22 protein-coding genes and 1 tRNA gene are annotated in these 21136 nt (G+C 69.0%); 15 read left to right on the plus strand and 8 right to left on the minus strand.

The features are described from left to right. Positions 1-43: 43 nt before the first annotated feature. The gene (locus IEY14_RS22185; RefSeq protein WP_188912458.1) at positions 44-370 is read left to right on the plus strand and encodes a hypothetical protein; all 327 of its coding nucleotides are present in this window, start codon (positions 44-46) and stop codon (positions 368-370) included. 16 nt (positions 371-386) lie between these two features. Here the strand turns inward: IEY14_RS22185 and IEY14_RS22190 are convergent, their stop codons facing one another. The 4 genes from IEY14_RS22190 to IEY14_RS22205 form a co-directional block, all read right to left on the minus strand. Next, positions 387-950 carry an SIS domain-containing protein gene (locus IEY14_RS22190; protein ID WP_188912461.1) on the minus strand — a complete coding sequence of 188 codons (564 nt, stop codon included), beginning with the start codon at positions 948-950 and terminating at the stop codon, positions 387-389. Positions 951-1089: 139 nt separating this feature from the next. Continuing rightward, positions 1090-1764: an LON peptidase substrate-binding domain-containing protein gene (locus tag IEY14_RS22195; RefSeq protein WP_188912700.1), complete on the minus strand. Its 675-nt coding sequence runs from the start codon at positions 1762-1764 to the stop codon at positions 1090-1092. A gap of 90 nt (positions 1765-1854) precedes the next feature. Continuing rightward, a complete protein-coding gene (locus IEY14_RS22200; RefSeq protein ID WP_244639632.1) occupies positions 1855-2847 on the minus strand; it encodes a thioredoxin family protein in 993 nt (330 codons plus the stop codon). Further along, positions 2844-3401 (minus strand): prolyl-tRNA synthetase associated domain-containing protein, encoded by a 558-nt coding sequence (locus IEY14_RS22205; RefSeq protein WP_244639633.1) that lies wholly within the window; start codon positions 3399-3401, stop codon positions 2844-2846. Before IEY14_RS22205 ends, IEY14_RS22200 begins: the two co-directional genes overlap by 4 nt. 213 nt (positions 3402-3614) lie before the next feature. Here IEY14_RS22205 and IEY14_RS22210 point away from each other — a divergent pair. Further along, positions 3615-3689 (plus strand) — tRNA-Gly (locus IEY14_RS22210). Positions 3690-3892: 203 nt separating this feature from the next. Here IEY14_RS22210 and IEY14_RS22215 read toward each other — a convergent pair. Continuing rightward, positions 3893-4786, minus strand: a complete 894-nt coding sequence (locus IEY14_RS22215) for a LysR family transcriptional regulator (RefSeq protein ID WP_188912463.1) — start codon at positions 4784-4786, stop codon at positions 3893-3895. Between the two features lie 106 nt (positions 4787-4892). Between IEY14_RS22215 and IEY14_RS22220 the strand changes: the two genes are divergently transcribed. The 6 genes from IEY14_RS22220 (at position 4893) to IEY14_RS22245 (ending at position 11010) form a co-directional block, all read left to right on the plus strand. Next, positions 4893-5588, plus strand: a complete 696-nt coding sequence (locus IEY14_RS22220; RefSeq protein ID WP_188912465.1) for a type 1 glutamine amidotransferase domain-containing protein — start codon at positions 4893-4895, stop codon at positions 5586-5588. 562 nt (positions 5589-6150) lie between these two features. Continuing rightward, the gene (locus tag IEY14_RS22225; RefSeq protein ID WP_188912466.1) at positions 6151-7299 is read left to right on the plus strand and encodes an extracellular solute-binding protein; all 1149 of its coding nucleotides are present in this window, start codon (positions 6151-6153) and stop codon (positions 7297-7299) included. Further along, positions 7299-8192 (plus strand): ABC transporter permease, encoded by an 894-nt coding sequence (locus IEY14_RS22230; protein ID WP_188912468.1) that lies wholly within the window; start codon positions 7299-7301, stop codon positions 8190-8192. The genes IEY14_RS22225 and IEY14_RS22230 overlap by 1 nt, the downstream gene beginning before the upstream one ends. Continuing rightward, entirely contained in the window at positions 8189-9013 is an 825-nt protein-coding gene (locus IEY14_RS22235; protein ID WP_188912470.1) for an ABC transporter permease, read from the plus strand. Before IEY14_RS22230 ends, IEY14_RS22235 begins: the two co-directional genes overlap by 4 nt. A gap of 25 nt (positions 9014-9038) precedes the next feature. Continuing rightward, the gene (locus IEY14_RS22240; RefSeq protein ID WP_188912471.1) at positions 9039-10136 is read left to right on the plus strand and encodes an ABC transporter ATP-binding protein; all 1098 of its coding nucleotides are present in this window, start codon (positions 9039-9041) and stop codon (positions 10134-10136) included. Then, the gene (locus IEY14_RS22245; RefSeq protein WP_188912472.1) at positions 10129-11010 is read left to right on the plus strand and encodes a glycerophosphodiester phosphodiesterase; all 882 of its coding nucleotides are present in this window, start codon (positions 10129-10131) and stop codon (positions 11008-11010) included. Before IEY14_RS22240 ends, IEY14_RS22245 begins: the two co-directional genes overlap by 8 nt. Before the next feature lie 66 nt (positions 11011-11076). Here the strand turns inward: IEY14_RS22245 and IEY14_RS22250 are convergent, their stop codons facing one another. Then, entirely contained in the window at positions 11077-11901 is an 825-nt protein-coding gene (locus tag IEY14_RS22250) for an inositol monophosphatase family protein (RefSeq protein WP_188912473.1), read from the minus strand. A 315-nt stretch (positions 11902-12216) separates the two neighbouring features. On the opposite strand from IEY14_RS22250, the gene greA reads away from it, so the two are divergent. From greA to IEY14_RS22270, 4 genes are all read left to right on the plus strand, one after another. Then, positions 12217-12687, plus strand: a complete 471-nt coding sequence (gene greA / locus IEY14_RS22255; RefSeq protein WP_188912474.1) for a transcription elongation factor GreA — start codon at positions 12217-12219, stop codon at positions 12685-12687. Positions 12688-12751: 64 nt separating this feature from the next. After that, positions 12752-13243: a CreA family protein gene (locus IEY14_RS22260; protein ID WP_188912475.1), complete on the plus strand. Its 492-nt coding sequence runs from the start codon at positions 12752-12754 to the stop codon at positions 13241-13243. 130 nt (positions 13244-13373) lie between these two features. Beyond that, on the plus strand, positions 13374-14438 hold the full coding sequence (locus tag IEY14_RS22265) for an NAD(P)-dependent alcohol dehydrogenase (protein WP_188912476.1): 1065 nt from the start codon (positions 13374-13376) through the stop codon (positions 14436-14438). Between the two features lie 162 nt (positions 14439-14600). After that, the gene (locus tag IEY14_RS22270; RefSeq protein ID WP_188912477.1) at positions 14601-16508 is read left to right on the plus strand and encodes a methyl-accepting chemotaxis protein; all 1908 of its coding nucleotides are present in this window, start codon (positions 14601-14603) and stop codon (positions 16506-16508) included. A gap of 88 nt (positions 16509-16596) precedes the next feature. Here the strand turns inward: IEY14_RS22270 and IEY14_RS22275 are convergent, their stop codons facing one another. After that, positions 16597-16929, minus strand: coding sequence for a PepSY domain-containing protein (locus IEY14_RS22275; protein ID WP_188912478.1), 333 nt, complete (start codon positions 16927-16929; stop codon positions 16597-16599). 235 nt (positions 16930-17164) lie between these two features. On the opposite strand from IEY14_RS22275, the gene pncB reads away from it, so the two are divergent. The 3 genes from pncB to IEY14_RS22290 all read left to right on the plus strand — a co-directional run bounded on the left by pncB (position 17165) and on the right by IEY14_RS22290 (position 20569). After that, complete coding sequence (pncB, locus tag IEY14_RS22280) at positions 17165-18469, plus strand: nicotinate phosphoribosyltransferase (protein WP_188912479.1); 1305 nt, start codon at positions 17165-17167, stop codon at positions 18467-18469. A 128-nt stretch (positions 18470-18597) separates the two neighbouring features. Further along, a complete protein-coding gene (locus tag IEY14_RS22285; RefSeq protein ID WP_188912706.1) occupies positions 18598-19422 on the plus strand; it encodes a ferredoxin--NADP reductase in 825 nt (274 codons plus the stop codon). Further along, the gene (locus IEY14_RS22290; protein ID WP_188912481.1) at positions 19394-20569 is read left to right on the plus strand and encodes a CaiB/BaiF CoA transferase family protein; all 1176 of its coding nucleotides are present in this window, start codon (positions 19394-19396) and stop codon (positions 20567-20569) included. Before IEY14_RS22285 ends, IEY14_RS22290 begins: the two co-directional genes overlap by 29 nt. Before the next feature lie 177 nt (positions 20570-20746). Here IEY14_RS22290 and IEY14_RS22295 read toward each other — a convergent pair whose 3' ends face one another. Continuing rightward, positions 20747-20995 (minus strand): Lrp/AsnC family transcriptional regulator, encoded by a 249-nt coding sequence (locus IEY14_RS22295; protein ID WP_188912483.1) that lies wholly within the window; start codon positions 20993-20995, stop codon positions 20747-20749. Between the last annotated feature and the right edge of the window lie 141 nt (positions 20996-21136).

The raw sequence follows: 21136 nt of genomic DNA on the forward strand, positions 1-21136 counted from the left end.
CGCAGAGCATTCAGCCCCCAGCACTCTCCGGGAGGAGAACGGCATGACCTCGCATCCGGCGACCCAGACATCCTGCCCGGTTCCGCTCGAACTGCTGGCGCTGCTTCTGCGCTGCGGCGAGGTCCGGCTCGGCGCCATCCTCGGCCAGCTGCCGGACACGCGCCGCGCCGCGCTCGCCTTCTACTGCTTCGAGCGCTATCACCTGCGCCGGCTCGGCTTCGCCGTCGCCGCCCATTGCGCGCCGGCCGCGCTCGAAGCGGCGGGCCTTGAGGCCGGGGAGCACCTCATGGATCTCGCCCGCAGCGCGGCGGGCCGGGCGGAGGCGGCGCGGCACGGGACTCAGCGGCCGGCGCTCCCCCGCGCGGCCTGAGCCGCTCGGCGAAGGCCTATTCGAGATTGGTGTGCCGGGCGCGCATCGCGTCCGGCGTCGCGCCGAGGCGATCGCGCAGCTTCAGGATCATCACCTCGAACAGGACGAAGAGCGCGCCCTCGTAGAGCGAGCCCATCGGCAGGACGGAACTGCGCGCCGGCCCGTGGTCGTCCGCCATGGTCTGGGCCGGCAGGTGAAGAACCTGATCGGCGAGCTTCGGCGCGCGTCCTTCGGGCTGGGCCGTGATCACCAGCACCTTCGCGCCGGCCTCGCGGGCGACGCCGATCAGCGCCAAAGCCGTCGAGATCTCGCCGGGGCCGACCGTCACGAGAAAGAGATCGCCGGGGCCGACCGGCGGCGTGGTCATATCGCCTTCGACCGCCACCGGCACGCCCATGTGATAGAGCCGCATGGCGAAGCCCATGATCTGCAGGCGCTCGCGCCCGCCGCCGAAGACGACCGTGCTCTTCGCCTCGGCGATCGCGGCGACCGCCCGTTCGACCTCGGCATCGTCGATGCGGTCGAAGACGCTGCCGAGCTCCTCGATGGCGGTGCGGTAAAGGGGCGAGCTCTGGCCCATGGATGGCTCCCGTCTGTCCGTCGAATCGCCCTCTCCCGGGGCGCATGCGGCGGCAGTCTTGCCGCCGGAGGACGCGACAGGGAAGACGATCCGGCCCCCGCGACTTGAAATCGCGAGGCCGGGCCGGCGCGCGGATCGCCTATTGCAGGATGACGCCGTCGTCGCTGCCCTGGCGGGCAAGCTGGATCTCGGTGATGGCGATCAGCGTCTCGGCCCGCGTCTTCAGGTCGTTCGCCTCGAGCAGCGCCTGCTTCTCGGCCGCGCCATAGGGCGCCATCATGCACATGGCGTTCACCAGCATCTCGTTCGAGGCCTTGGCGACGCTGTCCCAGTCGGCCTCCAGCTGGTTGGCCTCGAGATAGCTGCGGAAGGTGCGCAGGAGCGTGTCCCGGTCGACGAGCTCGGCTTCGGCATCCTGGTCGAGATCGCAGAGGAAGGGCGTGACGCGGGCCTGCCGGTAGGGCTGCCCCGTCCCGATCTCGCCTTCCAGCCGAAAGCGGGCGATGCCGTGGAGATTGATGATGTAGCGGCCGTCGCCGGTTTCGGCGAGAGAGGTGATGCGCCCCAGGCAGCCGACCTCGCAGAGCGCCGGCTCGCCGTCCTTGCCGACCGCGCCGTCGAAGCTCGGCTGGATCATGCCGATCACCCGCGTGCCGGCCATCGCCTCGTCGATCATCGCGAGATAGCGCGGCTCGAAGATGTTGAGCGGCATCTGGCCGCCCGGCAGGAGCAGGGCGCCTTCCAGCGGAAAGAGCGCCACCTCGCGCGGAAGATCGCTTTCGCTGCGATAGTTCACATTGCCGGCAACGACCACGGACACGACCTCCTTCCAAGCCCCTGTGATCTGGCGCCGGAACCGGGAAACTCAAGCCTTCTGGCCTTATCGCTCCCGGTTCCGCGACGCTCAGGAAAAGAGCAGGGTCGAGAGCTTGCGGCGCGCGTCCCGGGTGGCGGGGTCGGCGGCGCCCCAGACGTCGAAGAATTCGAGGAGCTTGCGCCGCGCCCCGTCCTCGTTCCAGGTCCGGTCGCGCCGGGTGATCTCGAGGAGAAGATCCGCCGCCTCGCCGCGATGACCCTTCGCCTGGGCGATGAGCGCGAGATCGAAGCGCGCCTGATGGTCGTTCGGATCGGCCTCGACGCGCCGTTGCAGCGCCACCGGATCGCCGAGACCGGCGATCTCGGCGGCAAGCTTCAGCCGCGTCCTGAGGCCGGAGAGCAGCGGATCGTTCCGCTTCTCGGCGGGGACGCGCTCCAGCAGCGCCTCGGCGCGGGTCGCGTCGCCGGAGACGAGATAGCATTCGGCGAGGCCCGCGATGGCGCCGACATGCTCCGGCTCCTCCTGCAGCACGGCGGCGAAGAGCTGGGCGGCGCCGGCGACGTCCTTCTCGGCGAGGCGCGCCTGCGCCTCCTCCAGGGCCATCTCCAGGGGATCGCCGCCGCCGGCCGCGCCGCCGGTGAGACGGTCGATGAAGGCCTTCACCTCGCTTTCCGGCAGGGCGCCCATGAAGCCGTCGACGGGCTGGCCGTTGACGAAGGCGAAGACGGCGGGAATCGAGCGCACGCCGAGCTGGCCGGCGATGGAGGGATGGTCGTCGATGTTCATCTTGGCGAGGCGCACCCGGCCGCCGGCCGCCACCACCGCGCGTTCGAGGATCGGCGTCAGCTGCTTGCAGGGGCCGCACCAGGGCGCCCAAAAATCGACGATCACCGGCTGGCTGCGCGAGGCGACGATGACGTCCTGCGAGAAGGAGGCGGTGGTGACGTCCTTCACGAGATCGCCGCCCGCCGGCGCCGCGCCTGCGCCCGCGCCTGCCGCCGCTCCGGGCGCGGGCTGCGGTGCGGGGCGCGGCCGCGCGCCCGGCAGGCCGAATCGCGAACCGAAAGATCCGTTGCTCACTTCAAGCCTCCTTGGGTCTCGCCCGCCGTCTCGGGCGACGCCTCGATTCCCGCCGGTCCGCCAAGGTCCGCGACCCGGGGCTCGTGCCCCGTCGCCGCGAAGAACCGCAGGAGATCGTCGCGCCGGATGGTCGTCGTCGCCGTGTTGGTGAGCGGATGGCAGTTCACCATATCGTGCGCGGCAAGGGCCGCATCAAGCACGAGCGAGACCTGCCGCGCCTCGTCGTTGAGAAGCGCGAAGGCGGTCACCGAGCCCGGCTCGACGCCGAGCGCCTCGCGCATGCGCCCGGCATCGACGAAGGACAGACGCCCGCTCGCGCCGATGCGCTGGTGTAGGGACTTGAGGTCCACCATGCTGTCCTCCTCGGCGACGACGAGGAACAGCCGGCCCTTCTTGTCCTTCAGAAACAGATTCTTGGTGTGGCCGCCCGCGATCGTTCCCCGGAGGGCGCGGCTTTCCTCGACGGTGAAGAGCGGCAGATGGTCCGTGGTCACCGTCTCGATGCCGAGACCGGCGAGAAACTGAAAAAGCTCGTCACGGGTTCGGGCAGCCACGATCCACTCCTTCGGCGGCCCGCGACGGGGGCGAGGGCCCGCCCGGCGCGGGTTCGGCCGCCTGCGCTGTGCTATGCAAAAGCGCGGCGCCGGGCAAGCGGGAAGGGCGGGACGGAGATTTCATCGAAGCATCGCAAAAGGCGCTTGCATTCGAAAAAGCTTTCGGCCATATAGCCCTCACCGCAGCGAACGACAACGCCGCTGCCGGAGCGGGCGGGTGTAGCTCAGGGGTAGAGCACAACCTTGCCAAGGTTGGGGTCGAGGGTTCGAATCCCTTCGCCCGCTCCAAATTTTCCCTCTTAAATCGGTATGTAAGAGAGCGCGGTAGGCAGCTGCTTTGCTGGCGCGCGAAGGCAGTCGCTTCTTGTCGGCGAAGTGTAAGCCGGCAAATTCGCGTTTCGGAATCGCTGCGGCGGCGTTCGGCGTGAAAACTTGATTCGATGAACGGGCGGGGACGATTCGCTGCCTGCCGAATCGCTCCCCGCCTTCCTTCACTGTCCCGGCAGATAACCCCGCAGCAGGACGTCGCGCACATGCACGACGCGCGGATGGCGCAGCGCCGTCTTGTTCCAGGCGAGGAACAGCGTGTTGTCGGGGCCGGGCTTGGCGGTCGGCAGCGTTACGAGCCGCCCCGCCGCCAGCGCCTCGGCGCAAAGATAGTCCGGCAGCACCGTCCAGCCGGCGCCCGCCTCCGCCATGCCGAGGAGAATCCTGAGGTCCGGGGCCGTGGCGACGGCCGCCGTCTCGGCCGCCTCGCCGAAGACATGAGCGAAGAAGGCGCCGATCAGCGCCAGATCCTCGTCATAGGCGAGGCAGGGCAGATCGTTGAGAAGCGCCGCCGAGACCGTCCGGGCCTTTGCCCGCTTGGCGAGAGCAGGCGCGGCGACCATGAGGAGCCGCTCCCGGCCGAGTTCGGAAAAGCCGAGGCCCTGGCCCTCCGGCTTTGAGGCGGTGACGGCGAGATCGGCTCGGCCCTCGGCGAGCGCGGCATAGATGCGTTCGCGATTGCCGGTCCGGATACGCAGGCTGAGGCCGTCCGCGAGCAGCGGCGCGAGAGCGGGGCCGACGCGGGCGGAGAGATATTCCGCCGGTCCGACGAGATACACCGTGCCGGCGAGCTGGCTCGATCGGGCGCGGGCCGAGGCCATCACCGTCTCGATGCTGTCGAAAGCACCGGCGATCTGGCGCGCGAGATCGTCGGCGGCCGGTGTCGGCGCGACGCCGCGCGCCTCCCGCTTGAACAGCGGCTTGCCCAGCATCGCCTCCAGCGCCGCCAGATGGGCGGAGGCGGCGGGCTGGGTGATGCCGAGCCGCTCGGCGGCGCGCGTCAGCGATCCGGCGCGATAGGCTTCGAGGAAGGTGCGCAAGGGAACGAGAGGGTTCATCACCAAGGTCGAGTCATCGAAAATCCGATGGCTCATAGCACAAGAGATGATTTCTTCCGCCGTCGCCAATTTGCCAGGCTCTCAGCCGCGAGCAAGGAGCAAGGCGATGGCACGATCCAACATTCTGATCATCACGACCTCGGCCGCGACGATGGGCGGCACGGGCAAGCCGACCGGCCTCTGGTTCGAGGAACTGGCGGTGCCCTACTATGCCTTCGTGGATGCGGGTGCCGAAGTGACGCTTGCCTCGATCGCCGGCGGGCCGGTGCCGATCGATCCGCGCTCGGTGAAGCCGAAGGGTGAGAACGAGGCGAGCGTCGACCGCTTTCTCGGCGATGCCGCGGCATCGAAGGCCCTGGCCGAAACGCCCGCCGTCGCCGCCCTCGAGGGTACGGCCTATGATGCGGTGGTCCTGCCGGGCGGCCATGGCACGATGTTCGACCTGCCGGAGAGCGCGGAACTTGCCGCGCTGGTCGGCACGGCCTGGGCGGCGGGCAAGGTGATCGCCGCCGTCTGCCACGGCCCGGCCGGTCTGGTGCAGGCGAGAGACGAATCCGGCGCGCCGCTGGTGCGGGGCCGCCGCGTCACCGGCTTCTCCGACAGCGAGGAGCGCGCCGTCGGCCTGGACGAGGCGGTGCCCTTCCTCTTGGAGTCCCGGCTGCGCGAGCTTGGCGGGCGCTACGAGAGCGGCGCCGACTTCCAGCCCTTCGCCGTGGTCGACGGCCGGCTCGTCACCGGCCAGAACCCCGCATCCTCGGCGCTGACCGCGCAACGGGTGCTGGAGGCGCTTGCGGCAGGCTAAAAGGCGGGGTCCGTGCCGTCAGCATAAGAGCCAGCTTGATGAGGACGGCAGTTCACGCCATTCCTACGGGCGACCAACTCGCATGGCAGGATGGCTTCGAGCGCGCTCGGCGGCAATCCCTGGATCGGACCACACTGAAGGGGCCGGCCGCCAAGCGCTCACCAGATCGAGAAGGCCCGGGACGCGGCGGCATGATGGCGATCTTCGCCCGCGATGCCGCGATGGCCGGAAACGGGACGGCTGGCCCGACATCGAAGCACAACCACGGCGGCAGGTATCTTTGTCGTCCTCTTGTCATATGCCTGTAACGCAGGGATCCTAAGCCAGCTACGGAGATGGCCGGATCTGTCCGGCGGCAGGAGTGGAACGGCGTGGTCGCCGATCTCCTCCGTCCGGGAGGCATTCGATCGGTTCGAATGCGCGACGGCACGTCTTCGATGCTTGTTTGAGATGGGCCGCGCCTTCCGTTCGGAACGCGTGGTTGCTTCGGCTGCGATCGGCGGGCCGGGTGGAGCGATCCGTCCAAGGCACGGCGGGCGCGGCCCCATTGGATGGAGACCCTATGAATCGGCGTGACTTTCTCGCTGCGTCCGCGATCGGCGCGGGCATGATCGCGATGCCGCGCATCGCCTCGGCCGCCACGCAGATCGACGTGTTCTGTGGCTCGGACAAGAATATCGGCGACTTCTGGGCCAATGTGGTGCGTCCGGCCTTCGAGAAGGCCCATCCCGGCCTGTCTCTCAAGCTGACCGATGCCACAGGCACCTCGGCCAGCGGCATGCGCGCCATCGCCGACCGGGCGCTCGCCGCGCTCAAGGCGAAGTCCGATCCGCAGGTCGACATGTTCGAGCAGTTCGACTCGAATCTGCCGGCGGGCGGCATCGAGGCCGGCCTCTGGATGGAATTCTCGGCCGCGACCCTGCCGGGCTTCGACCGGATCAACCCGCTCGCCTTCGCCGGCAGCCACGCGCTGCCCTATCGCGGCTCGCAGGTGCTTCTCGCCTATGACACGACCAAGCTCGACCCGGCCAAGGCGCCGAAGACCTGGGAACAGCTCGTCGCCTGGATCAAGGCCAATCCCGGCCAGTTCGTCTACAACCGGCCGGACAAGGGCGGCTCGGGCGGCAATTTCGTGCGCCGCGCCATCCACGAGGTGAACGGCCGCGATCCCGCGCGCTTCACGGTCGACAATTTCAGCGCCGACTTCGCCGAGAAGGCCCTGACGCCCGCCTGGAAGCTCCTCGCCGAGCTCGGACCCGATCTCTACGACAAGGGCGGCTACACCGCCGGCAACACCCAGTCGATCCAGCTCCTGTCGCAGGGCGTCGTGACCATGGTTCCGGTCTGGTCCGATCAGGTGCTGCAGGCGATCGACCAGGGCGTCCTGCCGGAAACGACCGGCCTCGTCCAGCTCACCGATCTGGCGCTCTGCGGCGGTTTCTCCCGCATGACCGTATTCTCCAACGGCGCGCACAAGGACGCGGCGATGAAGCTCGCCGCCTTCATGGTGACGCCTGAGATGCAGGAAGCGGTCATCACCAAGATCGGCGGTCTGCCGGCGGTCACCTGGGATCACCTTTCGAGCGATCTGCGCCAGAAATATGCCGCCGTCATCCCGGCGACGATCCCGGTCTTCCCGGACGGCGACTGGGAGAAGGCCGTGAACGACGGCTGGTTCCGCAACGTCGCGCCGCAGATCAGCCGCACCTGATGACAGAGGCGGTTTCCCATATCGAGCCGGCGCGCAGTCGCGCGCCGGCGGATCGGGGCAACCTCGCCGGGCTGCTCCTGGTCGCCCTGCCGGTTCTCCTCGTCTTCGCCCTGATCGTCTATCCGATCCTGTCCGCGATCGTGACGACCCTGGTCGTCCGTCAGCCGGAGGGCGGGCTGGCCGTCTCCTTCGCCTCCTATGCCTTCTTCTTCAGCGACGCCTACAGCCTCGCCAATCTCGGGCTGACGCTGTGGACGACGCTCATCTGCGCCGCGCTGCTCGTCGCCGTCGGACTGCCGATCGCGCTCTACCTGCGCTTCTCGTCCGGCCGGTTTGCCGCCTATGTGCAGGCCCTTGCGATCTTTCCGATGTTCGTGCCCTCGATCATCCTCGCCTATGCGCTGATCCGCACGATCGGGCCGAACGGCGCCGTCGACCTCCTGCTCAACGCCGTCGGCCTGCCCAAGCTGCCCTCGCCCTATCTGACGCCCTGGGGCCCGGTGATCGGCCTCGTCTGGGACAACCTGCCGCTCACCGTCCTGATGCTGACGGCGGGTCTCGGCGCCATTTCCGACAGCTCGGTCGAGGCGGCGCGCGACGTCGGCGCCGGACCTTTCCGCATCTTCCTGTCGATCATCCTGCCGCGCATGACCAACGCCCTTCTCGTCACGGCGGCCTTCGCGGTGCTCGGCATCTTCTCGGCCTTCACGCTGCCCTACATGCTCGGCCGCGCCTCGCCGGAAATGATGGGGCCCTTCATGCAGCGGACGTTCGGCGACAACAACGACCCGCAGAACGCGATGACGCAGGCGGTCGTCACCTTCGCCATCTGTCTCGTCTTCGGTGTGTTCTACGTGCGCTCCATCGCCAGAAACCGGAAGGCGAAAGGATGACGCCCGCGCCCCGTTCCGCCCGCCGCGCCGACTGGCTCGGCCTCGGCCTGTCCGTCCTTCTGACGCTCGTCATCGCCCTGCCGCTGATCGTCGTCGCGGTCTGGGCCTTCAGCGAGGTCTGGCGCTATCCGGCCCTCGTGCCGCAGCGCTTCGGCCTGCGCTTCTGGCAGGAAACCCTGGCGCGTCAGGATGTCTGGGACGCGCTGTCGATGAGCCTCCGGCTCACCGTCACCGTCACGGTCCTCTCCGCCGTGATCTGCCTGCCGGCCGCCTATGCCTTCGCCCGCATGCGCTTCGTCGGGCGGGATCTCCTCTTCCTGTCCTTCCTCGCGTCGCATGCCTTTCCCAAATTCGGCCTTCTGGTGACGATCGCCGGCATCTTCCTGCAGCTCGGCCTCGTCGGCACGTTCTGGGGCGTCGTCGTCATCCAGCTCGTCGCGACGCTGATGCTGATGATCTGGATTCCGGTCGCCGCGTTCCAGAATGTCGACCGGCGCATGGAGGAGGCGGCGCGCGACGCCGGGGCCGGGCCGTTCCGGGTGTTCTGGTCGATCACGCTGCCGCAGGCGGCGCCGACCATCGCGGCGGCGGTGCTCCTCACCTTCGTCGCCACCTTCTACGAGACGGAAGGGGCCTGGCTCATCGGCGCGCCGAAGCTGACCACCATGCCCGTCCTGATGATCTCCTTCATCAACAACCAGATGGTCGTGCAATACGGCGCCGTGCTGTCGGTCATGCTCTGGGTTCCCTCCTTCATCGCAATGATGTTCGCGCGCCGTGTCGTCGGCACCGGCGCCTTCGCCCAGGGCTTCGGCGCCTGACGGCCCAAGAGACGAAAGACCCAGCATGGCTCGTTTGACGATCAAGGATATTTCGAAAAGCTTCGGGACCGGCTTCGCGGTCGATTCCGTGTCGCTCGACGTGGAGGACGGCGAGCTCGTCTGCCTGCTCGGCCCGTCCGGGTCGGGCAAGTCGACGCTGCTGCGAATGATCGGCGGCTTCGAGACGCCGACCGCCGGCACGATCTCCATCGACGGGCGGGACGTGACCCGGCTGCCGCCGGAAAAGCGCCCCACCGGCATGGTGTTCCAGAGCCACGCGCTCTGGACCCACATGAACGTCTTCCAGAACATCGCCTTCGGCCTGAAGCTGCGCGGCCTGCCGCGCGCCGCGATCGCCGAGAAGGTGGAGGGGGCTCTCGCCCTGGTCGGCCTCGCCGGCTATGGCGGGCGCATGACGGCCCAGCTGTCCGGCGGGCAGCAGCAGCGCGTGGCTCTGGCCCGCTCGCTGGTGCTGGAGCCGAAGATCCTGCTCCTCGACGAGCCCTTCGCCAGCCTCGACCAGCACCTGCGCGAGCGGCTGCGCGAGGAGGTGAAGGACATCCAGACCCGCCTCGGCATCACCACGCTCTTCGTCACCCACGGCCAGGACGAGGCCCTGGCGCTGGCCGACCGCATCGTGGTGATGCGCGACGGGCGGACCGAGCAGATCGCCGGGCCGTCCGAGATCTATCGCCATCCGAAGACCGAGTTCGTCGCCGGCTTCATCGGCTCGATGAACTTCGTGCGCCACGAGGTGCGCGGCGGCCGCGTGCAGCATCCCGACCTGACGCTCGCCCTGCCGGTGCCGGATGGCGAGGTGGTGCTCGCGTTTCGCCCGGAAGCCGTATCGCTCGGCGGCGCGCCGCTAGCCGGCGGGGCGAGCGTGCATCGCGGCATCGATTTCGGGACGCATCGCATGATCGATATCGATCTGTCCGACGGCAGCCGCGTCAAGGCGATGGTGCCGCCCGCCGAGGACTGGCAGAAGGACCAGCGCGTGGCGCTGACGATCGGCGCCTGCTTCGCCTTTCGCGACAACCGGCTGATCCACGAATCCGCCACGGCCGGCGGCCCGTCGCCGGCCATCGCGGCGCCGGACGGACGCGACCTCGCCCATGCGTGAGACGAACGGGGAGTCCGCTGGGGCAGTGCGCGGCGCCGCCGGCGTGGCGCTGGACCGGGACGGCCATCGGTGCCTGCTGAAATGGCATCGCGGGCGCCGGCGCGCCGGCGATCTCGCCTTCACCGCCGCCCGCATCGCCGAGGGCATGGCGCTCGGCGCCAGCATGGAGATCGACCTCCGGCGCCATGGCGGCGGGGGCTTCGCGGTTCTGCACGACGAGGATCTCCATCCGGCGACGACCGGGCGGGGACCGGTCGCCGCTGCCGGCCGCGAGACGCTGCGGGGCCTGCGGCTCGCGGCGCCGGACGGCGCGCCGACCGACCATCCCGTGCTGCTGCTGGAGGATCTGGCGCGGATCATGGCACGGGCGGGCGGCCATCCGGAGGCGCTGCTGCAACTCGACATGAAGACGCCCGCCGCCGCCATCGGCCCGGCGGACGCCGCCGCCTTCGCCGAGACGGTGGGGCCGGTCGCCCGCTGGATGATCCTGTCCTCGGGCGACGCGGCCAGCGCGGCGCTCCTGTCGCGGGCCTGCCCCGAGCTTCGCCTCGGCTACGATCCCTGCCATGACGACAGCGCGGCCGAATTGCGGGCGAGCGGCGATTTTTCCGGCTTCGTGGCGCAGGCCGTCGCGGCCGCGCCGGAGGCGGGCATGATCTATCTGGATCACGAGCTGGTCCTCCTGGCGGAGGAGCGGGGCTTCGATCTCGTCGGCGCCTTCCATGGCGAGGGCCGGACGGTCGACGCCTATACGATCGCCTCGGCGGCGCCGGAGAACCTCCGGACGGTCGAGCGCCTGCTGGCGCTCAAGGTCGACCAGATCACGACGGACGACCCGGAAGGCCTGGAAGCGTTGGTGCGGGGCCGCCGCTGAAGCCCGGCCCTGCGCGGCGCCCGCCGGCCCTTTCCGGCGGGCTTCCGGCCGATCCGGCGCCGGCTGTCAGCCGGCGGGCGCGAAGCCGGCGAGCAGCCAGGGATGAATGGCGCGGTTGGCGGCCAGGATATCGCCGCTCTCCCGCACCGCGCCGCCCGCGAAGGAGGTGACGATGCCGCCCGCCTCGCGCAGGAGCAGCATCGCGGCCCCGTAATCGTGCAGCGACAGGCCGTCCTCGAAGAACCCGTCCAGCCGCCCGCAGGCGACATAGGCGATGGAGAGGGCGGCGGAGCCGAGGCGCCGCACGCCGGCCGTCTCGGCCATCAGCCGCCGCAGCGCGCCGAAATAGACGTCTTCCGGCACGGACCTGACCTGGCTCGGCACCGGCAGGCCGGCGCCGATCAGGGAATCCTCGACCGTCGCATTGTCGATGGCCGCGATCGGCGCGCCGTTCAGAAAGGCGCCCTTGCCGGCTTCGGCGCTGAACAATTCGCCCAGCATGGCGTCGTAGACGACGCCGGCGACCACGTCGCCACCTTCGACGATCGCGATCGTCAGGCCAAAATGCGGGATGCCCCAGGCATAATTGGTCGTGCCGTCGATCGGATCGATGAAGATGACGGGCGCGCCGGCGGGCGCCTTGCGGTTGCCGACCTCCTCCTCGCCGTCGATCGCATGGTCCGGAAAGGCCGCGACGAGATCGGCGACGATCGCGCGCTCGACCGCGACGTCCATCTCCGTCTGATAGTCGCGCGGCGCCTTGGCCAGGAGATCGCCATGCCGGCGGCGCGTCAGGCCGGCACGGGCGATGGCGCCGCCTTTCAGCGCGGCGGCGGCAAGGGCCTGCAAACGAGGAGAGGCGGTCGGCGAGAGATGGGAAGACAGGGACATGGGAATGATTGCGGGGCCGATACGAATTCGTTGGCGGGGAGGGGAGGTTGCGATGTCGGGAGGACCAACGGGCGCTCATGGCACGTCGTCGTGATGGTTGTGTGACGGCGGTGGCGGGTCGGCGCATCCACAAGCCTTTCGGTCGGGATATTCCGACCCACGTCCGATCGGGCGCCATCGGCGCGACGTCCCGGTCGATGATCTTCGCGAGCGGCCATGCGCGCCCGCGATTTCGATCCGCCGATCGCCGGGCGCCCTCGTCGGCGGGGCGACGCATTCCCATATGAATCCGATGCAGCAAGGACCATCGCAGCGATGAGCGTCGCTTTCGTCAAGGAACCCAATGAGGATCAGGTCGAGGTCCTGCCCGATCGCGATCTCGGCACCGAGCCCAATCTCGTCACGGCGCGCGGCCTCGAACTCATCGACGCCGCGCTCGCCGAGGGCGAGGCGGGGCTCGCCGCCGCCCGGGAGGCGGGCGACAAGATCGCGATGGCGACGCTGAACCGGGATCTGCGCTATTGGCGCGCCCGGCGGGCGACGGCGCAGCTGGTCGAGCCGCAGGCCGGCAGCGATGTGGTCCAGTTCGGCAGTGCCGTCACGATCGAGCGCGACGACGGGCGTCGCCAGCGCTTCCGCATCGTCGGCATCGACGAGGCCGATCCCGCCAAGGGGCTCGTCTCCTATCTCTCGCCGCTCGCTCGCGGTCTCGTCGGCAAGGCCGTCGGCGACGTGGCGCGGGCCGGTCCTGGCGAGGCCGAGATCGTCGCGATCGCCCATGACTGAAGGATCGCTCGATTGCGGCCGGCACCGCCGCCTCGGCGGAGCCGTGAGGACGAGGGGAGGGCGCATGGCGCGACTCGCCCTCTCGGCGCTGCTCCTGTCGCTGCCCGGCGCGGCGCTCGCCCGCGATGTCGGCGAGGTCTCCACCGCCTTCAAGCTCATCGGCCCGAACCACAAGATCGTCATCACCGCCTTCGAGGATCCGAAGATCGCCGGCATCAGCTGCTATGTGGCGCGGCCGCGCACCGGCGGCCTGCGCGGCGCCGTCGGCATCGCGGAAGATCCGGCGATCGCCAGCGTCTCCTGCGTCCAGACCGGGCCGATCGTCTTTTCCGACGCGATCGCGCCCGGCGAGAGCGGCGAGGGGGTGTTCGACGAGCGCCGCTCGCTGATCTTCAAATCGCTGCAGATCGACCGGATCTTCGACAAGGCGAATGGCAGCCTCGTCTATGTGGCGCGCACGACGCGGCTGATCGACGGCTCGCCGCAGACCTCGCTGTCGGTCGTGGCGCCGATGACCTGGAACGGCACCGCGCCGCAGCCCGCCCGGCTTCGCTAGCCAGCTTCGGGACATTCGGCCCCCGCCGCCTTGCGGGGCCTCCCGGCGGGGCATAGGCGGTTTTCGAGGCGCGTCCGGGCCCTAACTGCCCCGCGCCTTACCGCTTTCCCGTTTCGAGACGAGGTTCGCCATGTTCGCCTGTCACGGCTTCGCCACCACGGCGCCCGAAAAGCCCCTGTCGCTCTATTCCTTCGAGCGCCGCGACGTCGGCGAGAAGGACGTCAAGATCGACATCCTCTATTGCGGCGTCTGCCATTCCGATCTGCATCAGGCCCGCAACGAATGGGCCAACACGATCTATCCCTGCCTGCCGGGCCACGAGATCGTCGGCCGCGTCTCGGCCGTCGGCTCGGGCGTGACGAAGTTCAAGGTCGGCGACCTCGCCGGCGTCGGCTGCCTCGTCGGCTCCTGCCAGCATTGCGGCAACTGCGCCGAGGGCCTCGAGCAATATTGCGAGAACGGCTTCGTCGGCACCTATAACGGCATCGAGAAGGAGACCGGCAAGGTCACCTTCGGCGGCTATTCGGAAGCGGTCGTCGTCGACGAGGGCTTCACGCTGCGCATCCCGGAGAACCTGGAGCTCGCCGCCGTCGCGCCGCTGCTCTGCGCCGGCATCACCACCTATTCGCCGCTCCGCCACTGGAAGGTCGGTCCCGGCCAGAAGGTCGGCATCGTCGGTCTCGGCGGCCTCGGCCATATGGGCGTGAAGCTCGCCCATGCGATGGGCGCGCATGTCGTGCTCTTCACCACCTCGCCGAACAAGGCGGAGGATGCCCGCCGTCTCGGCGCCGACGAGGTGATCGTCTCGACCGATCCGAAGCAGATGGAGGCCCATGCCTTGAGCTTCGACTTCATCCTCGATTGCGTCGCCGCCGATCACGACGTCAACGCCTATCTCGGCCTCCTGAAGCGCGACGGCACCATGTGCCAGGTCGGCGCCCCGGAGCGCCCGCTTTCGGTCGCGGCCTTCGCGGTGATCTTCAAGCGCCGCAACTTCGCCGGCTCGCTGATCGGCGGCATCGCCGAGACGCAGGAAATGCTGGATTTCTGCGCCGAGCACGGCATCACCTCCGATATCGAGATGATCCGCATCCAGGACATCGAGGCGGCCTATGCCCGCATGCTGAAGAGCGACGTGAAATATCGCTTCGTCATCGACATGGCCTCGCTCCAGGACGCCAAGCAGGCGGCCTGACCGCTCGGCCTCCGCCCCGGGCCGCGCGGTCCGGGGCGGAGTTCACTGAAAAGGCGCCTAAGCATTTCTCGGCCAAGCGGGAAGAGATCGCTAAATCTCTTTTAAGTGCTTGATGAAAACCTTTCGCGAAAAGCGCAACGCGGCGCGTCGCGGGAGGAAAGCATGCTGAAGCATATCGCGATATCGCGAAAGATCGCCGGTTGTTTCGCCGTGCTCCTTTGCATCGCGCTTGGGGTCGGCGGCTTCGTCTATCGCAATCTCACCTCGACCGAGGCGACGATGGAGCGCCAGGTGCTGCATGCCAAGCTGCAGCTGCTGGCCGGCGACATGCGCTTCGCCATGACGCGCCAGGAGAACTCGCTGCGCGGCTTCATGCTGACGCGCGATCCCTATTATTCCGGCCGCGTCCTCAAGCACAACGACACGTTCCGCGGCTATCTCGCCGAGGCGCGCGCCGCCGCCGGCGGGCAGAAGGACATTCTCGCCAAGCTCGATCGCCTGGACGAGAGGCAGGCCGGCTGGCTGGAGAAGATCGCCAAGCCGGCCTTGGTGCTGGCCGCCGACCCGGCGAAGACGGCGGAGGCCGCCAAGCTCATCACCTCGGACGAGGCGGCGAGCTATCTCGACCCGGCCGAGGAAAGCGTCAACGGGCTGCGCGACGGCGAGAAGGCCGAGTTCGACGCGTCGACCGAGGCGATGGACGCCGATGCCGCCCATTCCCGCCTGGCTCTCCTTCTCGGCTTCGGCTCGCTGGTGCTCGCCTCCGGCGCGCTCGGCTTCGGTCTGTCCCGCGCCATCGCCCGGCCGGTCGTCACGCTGCGCGACGCGATGCTGAAGCTCGTCCGCGGCGATCTCGCGACCGACGTGCCGGCGCGCGAGCGCGGCGACGAGATCGGCGCGATGGCGAAGGCGGTCGAGACCTTCAAGCAGACGGCCATCGAACAGCGCCGGCTGGAGGCGGAGACGGCGGCGAGCCGCGCGGCGAGCGAGGACCAGCGCTCCCGCCAGTCGGCGATCGACCATGCCAAGGCCGAGGATCTGCGCCATTTCGTGCATGCCGTCGAGGCAGGGTTCGAGCGCCTGTCGGCCGGCGATCTGACGGTGCGCATGGACGGCGGCGTCGCGCCCGAATTCGAGCCGATCCGCCAGACCTTCAACCAGTCCGTCGCGGCGCTGGAAGCGGCGATCACCGCCGTCGTCGGCTCGGTCGGCACGATCCGCACCGGGCTCGGCGAGATCAATGTCGCGGCCGGCGACCTGTCGCAGCGCACCGAGCAGCAGGCCGCAAGCCTGGAGGAGACGGTCGCCGCCCTGTCCGAGGTGACGCGCGGCATCAACGGCACGGCGGATGTGGCGGCCCGGGCGGAGGCCAGCGCTTCCACGGCGAAGAAGAATGCCGAGGCGGGCGGCGCCATCGTCGGCCGCGCCGTCGAGGCCATGAGCAAGATCGAGAATTCCTCGATCGAGATCGGCAAGATCATCGGCGTCATCGACGAGATCGCCTTCCAGACCAATCTTCTCGCCCTGAATGCCGGCGTCGAGGCGGCGCGGGCCGGCGAATCCGGCAAGGGCTTCGCCGTGGTGGCGCAGGAAGTGCGGGCGCTGGCCCAGCGCTCGGCGGAAGCCGCCAAGGAGATCAAGACGCTGATCGGCGCCTCGGCGACGCAGGTGGGCGAGGGGGTCGAGCTCGTCTCGGCGACCGGCCGGGCTCTCGACGAGATCGTCGGCCAGGTGGGCCATGTGGCGGAGACCATCGCCGGCATCGCCCATTCCGCCCGCGAGCAGGCGACGAGCCTCAAGGAGGTGGCGACCGCCGCCGACCAGATGGACAAGGTCACGCAGCAGAACGCGGCGATGGTCGAGGAGACGACGGCGGCGGCCCAGAGCCTCGGCACGGAAACCGCCGAACTCGCCGCCCTGACATCGCGCTTCCGCACGGCGGGCAGTTCGGCGCCTTCGGCGCGCGCCGCGCCGTCGCGGCCGCGAGTCGTGCCGCAACTGCGCTCCACCGGTCGCGGCGGCGCGGCGCCGAAGCCTGCCGCCGCAGCGGACGACTGGGAGGAGTTCTGATCGCCTTGTCGCCGCGAGGCATCGGCCGGCATGAAAAAGGCCCCGCTTTCCGGCGGGGCCTTCGCGGCTTAATCCAAATGAAGGCGGATCAGCGGACCGAAACGACGTCGCCCGTCATGCGGTCGACATCGACCGTGATGTCCTGGCCGCGCCGGTCGGCGCCGTCGACGCGGTAGACCGTGCGCCGCTGCGTGACGCGATCGACGTCGCGCACGCCCTCGCCACGGGCGATGCGCACCGCCTCGCGCTCGCTGATGCCGCGATCGCGGCGGACGTCGCGGGCCTCTTCCCGGTCGCGGTCGCGCGGATCGATGACGCGGACGCCGTTCGGACCGATCTCGATGCCCTGCGCGAAGGACGGGGCCGCGACGCTCGTCAGTCCGAGAGCCAGAACGCCAACAGCCAAGAGCTTCCTGTTCATTCCCTGTCTCCTCGAAATCCTGTCGCGGCCGGGGTCTTCGCTCCTCCGCGTGGTTGATGCCAAGAAGACCTCGCGCGGCTTTTTGGTTCCATGGCCGAGCAAAACCGGCGCGTTTCGGAGAATTGCCGAAGTGCCGGCGCCGAGTTTGCTGCGCGACGACTTGGCGCAGCCCCATCCTTCGCGTATGCAACCCCACGTCTCCAGAGGTGGCGGCAGCGGAAGGCCGAGTTCGAGCATGGTTGCGACCGATATCGCCACACGGGTCTGGAACCATACGTTCAAGCTCGACCCGATCGTGCGCTCGCTGCTCGACACGGATTTCTACAAGCTCTTGATGCTCCAGATGATCTGGGGCCTGCATGCCGAGACGGACGTCACCTTCTCGCTGATCAACCGCACGAAGAGCGTGCGCATCGCCGACGAGATCGACGAGGGCGAGTTGCGGGCCCAGCTCGACCATGCGCGCAGCGTCCGCCTGACCAAGCGCGAGATGATCTGGCTCGCCGGCAACAGCTTCTACGGCTCGGCGCAGATCTTCCGGCCGGCCTTCCTCGAATGGCTGGAGAATTTCGCGCTGCCCGAATACGAGCTGCGCCGCGTCGACGGCCAGTTCGAGCTGTTCTTCCACGGGCCCTGGACCCACACGACCATGTGGGAGATCCCCGCGTTGGCCGTGATCAACGAATTGCGCTCGCGCGCCGCCCTGCGCGACTACGGCCGCTTCGAGCTCGACGTGCTCTATGCCCGCGCCAAGGCGAAGATGTGGGAGAAGGTGGAGCGGCTGCGCCGGCTGCCGGCCTTGCGCATCTCCGACTTCGGCACGCGCCGCCGCCATTCCTTCCTGTGGCAGCGCTGGTGCGTCGAGGCGCTGAAGGAAGGGCTCGGCGAGAGCTTCATCGGCTCCTCCAACGTGCTTCTCGCCATGGAGACCGATGTCGAGGCGATCGGCACCAATGCGCACGAGCTGCCGATGGTGATGGCGGCGCTCGCCCCCGACGACGCGGCCCTGCGCCAGGCGCCCTATGCGATCCTAAAGGACTGGCAGAGCTATTACGGCGGCAATCTCCTCGTCGTGCTGCCCGATGCCTTCGGCACGGAGGCCTTCCTGCGCAACGCGCCCGACTGGCTGACCGGCTGGACCGGCTTCCGCCCGGATTCGGCCCCGCCGATCGAGGGCGGCGAGCGCATCCTCGCCTGGTGGAAGGCGCATGGCATCGATCCCTCCGACAAGCTCCTCGTCTTTTCCGACGGCATGGATGTCGAGGGCATCGAGGCGACCTATCGCCATTTCGAGGGCCGCAGCCGGATGAGCTTCGGCTGGGGCACCAATCTCACCAACGACTTCCGGGACACCGAGCCGCATGGCGGGGCGGGCCTCGACGCGATCTCGCTGGTCTGCAAGGTGGTCTCGGCCAATGGTCGGCCGGCGGTGAAGCTGTCCGACAATCCGGCGAAGGCGACCGGCAATCCGGCCGAGATCGAGCGCTATCGCCGGGTCTTCGACACCCCGGCGAATATTCCCCGTTTGGTGCGCGTTTGAGAAAATCCGCCCTCGCTTCGCCGGCGTTTCGAGGGCAGGTGAAGGGATAGAGACGCGCCGGATTTGCGCCGCGGCGCAAGATGCTTATGTTCCGCCGAACCCATCGCAACGAGCCTGAATTCCAGCCGATGAACGCCTTCGCCAACGAAGCCCTCGCCGATGCCAAGCCGGCCTTCCCGATCCCGGCTGGCGTCTATGCCGAAACCGTGACGGAGGTGCGCCACTATACCGACCGCCTGTTCCGCTTTCGGATGACGCGGCCGGAGGGCTTCCGCTTCCGTTCCGGCGAATTCGTGATGATCGGGCTGCCGAATGCCGAGAAGCCGGTCTACCGCGCCTATTCGATCGCCAGCCCCTCCTGGGACGAGGAACTGGAATTCTTCTCGATCAAGGTGCCGGACGGGCCGCTGACCGAGCATCTCCAGAAGATCCAGCCGGGCGACACGGTGCTGATGCGCAAGAAGGCGACCGGCACGCTCGTCGCCGACGCGCTCCTGCCCGGCAAGCGGCTCTATCTCTTCTCGACGGGCACCGGCATCGCGCCCTTCGCCTCCGTCGCGCGCGATCCGGACATCTACGAGAAGTTCGAGACGGTCGTCATCACCCATACCTGCCGCCAGCTCGACGAGCTGACCTATGGCCGCGAGCTGGTGGACACCATCCTCGCCGACGAGCTGATGGGCGAGTTCGCCGCCGGCAAGCTGCATCTCCACTCCACCGCGACGCGCGAGGGGCCGGACAAGGGCGAGCGCATCACCACGCTGATCGAGACCGGCAAGCTCTTCGCCGATCTCGGCCTGCCGCCCTTCGATCCGGAGACCGACCGCGCGATGATCTGCGGCTCGATGGAGATGCTGAAGGACACGGCGGCGATGATGGAGCGTTTCGGACTGGTCGAGGGCTCGAATTCCAATCCCGGCACCTATGTCGTCGAACGCGCCTTCGTCGACTGAGGCGGGCGCGCCCGGCGCGCCGCCGCTCGCGGGCCTGCGCGTCCTCGAGCTCGCCCGCATCCTGGCCGGCCCCTGGATCGGCCAGACGCTCGCCGATCTCGGCGCCGACGTCATCAAGGTGGAAAGCCCGGCCGGCGACGACACGCGCGGCTGGGGTCCGCCCTTCATCGAGCGCGACGGCGAGCGCGCCGCCGCCTATTTCCACGCCTGCAATCGCGGCAAGCGCTCCGTCGTCATCGACTTCACCACCGAGGAGGGTCAGGCGGCGGTGCGGGCGCTGGCGGCCGAGGCCGACGTGGTGGTCGAGAACTTCAAGGTCGGAGGCCTCGCGAAATACGGGCTCGACCATGCGAGCCTCAGCCGGATCAATCCCGGCCTCGTCACCTGCTCGGTCACCGGCTTCGGCCAGGACGGGCCCTATGCGGCGCGCGCCGGCTACGACTTCATGATCCAGGGTCTCGCCGGCATCATGGATCTCACCGGCGACCCGGAGGGCGAGCCGCAGAAGATCGGCGTCGCCTTCGCCGACATCTTCACCGGCCTCTACGGCGTGATCGCGATCCAGGCGGCGCTCGCCCGGCGCGCCGCGACCGGGCGCGGCGAACATGTCGACATGGCGCTCTTCGACAGCATGGCGGGCGTCCTCGCCAATCAGGCGCTGAACTATTTCGCCAGCGGCGTCGCGCCGACGCGGCTCGGCAACGCGCATCCCAATATCGTGCCCTATCAGGCCTTCGCGGCGCGGGACGGCCATCTCATCGTCGCCTGCGGCAACGACCGGCAGTTCGAGCGGCTCGTCCGCATCCTCGGCCGGCCGGACCTTTCCGCCGATCCCGCCTATCGGCGCAACGAGGGCCGCGTCGCCCATCGCGCCGAGCTGACGCCGCTCCTGGCCGGCCTCGTCGCCGCCTGGGAGCGCGACGCGCTTCTGGCCGAACTCGAACGCGAGGGCGTGCCGGCCGGGCCGATCAACCGGCTGGACCAGGTCTTCGCCGATCCGCAGCTGCTCCATCGCGCCATGCGCATCGCCCCGGAAGGCGTGCCGGGCCTGCGCACGCCGATCCGCTTCGCCGAAAGCACCCTCGCCCTCGACCGCCCGGCGCCGAGGCTCGGCGAACACCAGGGCGCGACCTGGCGGGAGCGCTGATGCGGGGCCAAAGCCGCGTCCTTCTCCCGAACCGGGAGAAGGTGCCGGCAGGCGGATGAGGGAGCCGCAAGGCGCCGACGCCTGCGCCCGACGGCTCCCTCACCCGACCCTTCGGGCCACCCTCTCCCGGCTCGGGAGAGGGACGGCGCGCACCCGCCGCCGATAATGCCCATTGCCTCAACCCCGCCCGAAAGCCTTGAAGGCCACGGTCGTGAACGTGTCCGCCACGCCGTCGAGCGTCTGGAGCCGTTCGGTGACGAAATGGCCGATGTCGCGCTCGTCGGGCAGGTAGAACTTCGCGATCAAATCGTAATGGCCGGAGGTCGAATAGACTTCCGAGACCTCCTCGATGGCCTCGACCAGCCCGTCCGCCACCGCATAGGCTCGACCCGGCCGGCATTTGAACTGCACGAAGATCGTCTGCATCCTGGCTGCCTCCCCGTTCATCCCGCGATGGGTGGCCTCGGGCGCCGGCGAAGTCAATCGCCGGGCGGGCCGTCCCGGCTGCGCCTATCCGTTTGACGTCGCGCGCGTCTTTTCGCAAAGACGGGCGGACGCGACGGCGCG

Origin of the sequence: Aureimonas endophytica (genome assembly GCF_014642635.1) — a bacterium.
Taxonomy (GTDB): domain Bacteria; phylum Pseudomonadota; class Alphaproteobacteria; order Rhizobiales; family Rhizobiaceae; genus Plantimonas; species Plantimonas endophytica.

Bases quoted from the DNA above. Each gene is read 5' to 3' on its own strand.
- IEY14_RS22220 (WP_188912465.1), top strand. From the start codon at position 4,893: ATGGCACGATCCAACATTCTGATCATCACGACCTCGGCCGCGACGATG.
- IEY14_RS22285 (WP_188912706.1), top strand. From the start codon at position 18,598: ATGAACGCCTTCGCCAACGAAGCCCTCGCCGATGCCAAGCCGGCCTTC.
- IEY14_RS22225 (WP_188912466.1), top strand. From the start codon at position 6,151: ATGAATCGGCGTGACTTTCTCGCTGCGTCCGCGATCGGCGCGGGCATG.
- IEY14_RS22185 (WP_188912458.1), top strand. From the start codon at position 44: ATGACCTCGCATCCGGCGACCCAGACATCCTGCCCGGTTCCGCTCGAA.
- IEY14_RS22270 (WP_188912477.1), top strand. From the start codon at position 14,601: ATGCTGAAGCATATCGCGATATCGCGAAAGATCGCCGGTTGTTTCGCC.
- IEY14_RS22295 (WP_188912483.1), bottom strand. From the start codon at position 20,995: ATGCAGACGATCTTCGTGCAGTTCAAATGCCGGCCGGGTCGAGCCTAT.
- IEY14_RS22190 (WP_188912461.1), bottom strand. From the start codon at position 950: ATGGGCCAGAGCTCGCCCCTTTACCGCACCGCCATCGAGGAGCTCGGC.
- IEY14_RS22240 (WP_188912471.1), top strand. From the start codon at position 9,039: ATGGCTCGTTTGACGATCAAGGATATTTCGAAAAGCTTCGGGACCGGC.
- IEY14_RS22275 (WP_188912478.1), bottom strand. From the start codon at position 16,929: ATGAACAGGAAGCTCTTGGCTGTTGGCGTTCTGGCTCTCGGACTGACG.
- greA (WP_188912474.1), top strand. From the start codon at position 12,217: ATGAGCGTCGCTTTCGTCAAGGAACCCAATGAGGATCAGGTCGAGGTC.
- IEY14_RS22245 (WP_188912472.1), top strand. From the start codon at position 10,129: ATGCGTGAGACGAACGGGGAGTCCGCTGGGGCAGTGCGCGGCGCCGCC.
- IEY14_RS22215 (WP_188912463.1), bottom strand. From the start codon at position 4,786: ATGAACCCTCTCGTTCCCTTGCGCACCTTCCTCGAAGCCTATCGCGCC.
- IEY14_RS22260 (WP_188912475.1), top strand. From the start codon at position 12,752: ATGGCGCGACTCGCCCTCTCGGCGCTGCTCCTGTCGCTGCCCGGCGCG.
- IEY14_RS22230 (WP_188912468.1), top strand. From the start codon at position 7,299: ATGACAGAGGCGGTTTCCCATATCGAGCCGGCGCGCAGTCGCGCGCCG.
- IEY14_RS22290 (WP_188912481.1), top strand. From the start codon at position 19,394: ATGTCGTCGAACGCGCCTTCGTCGACTGAGGCGGGCGCGCCCGGCGCG.
- IEY14_RS22235 (WP_188912470.1), top strand. From the start codon at position 8,189: ATGACGCCCGCGCCCCGTTCCGCCCGCCGCGCCGACTGGCTCGGCCTC.
- pncB (WP_188912479.1), top strand. From the start codon at position 17,165: ATGGTTGCGACCGATATCGCCACACGGGTCTGGAACCATACGTTCAAG.
- IEY14_RS22250 (WP_188912473.1), bottom strand. From the start codon at position 11,901: ATGTCCCTGTCTTCCCATCTCTCGCCGACCGCCTCTCCTCGTTTGCAG.
- IEY14_RS22265 (WP_188912476.1), top strand. From the start codon at position 13,374: ATGTTCGCCTGTCACGGCTTCGCCACCACGGCGCCCGAAAAGCCCCTG.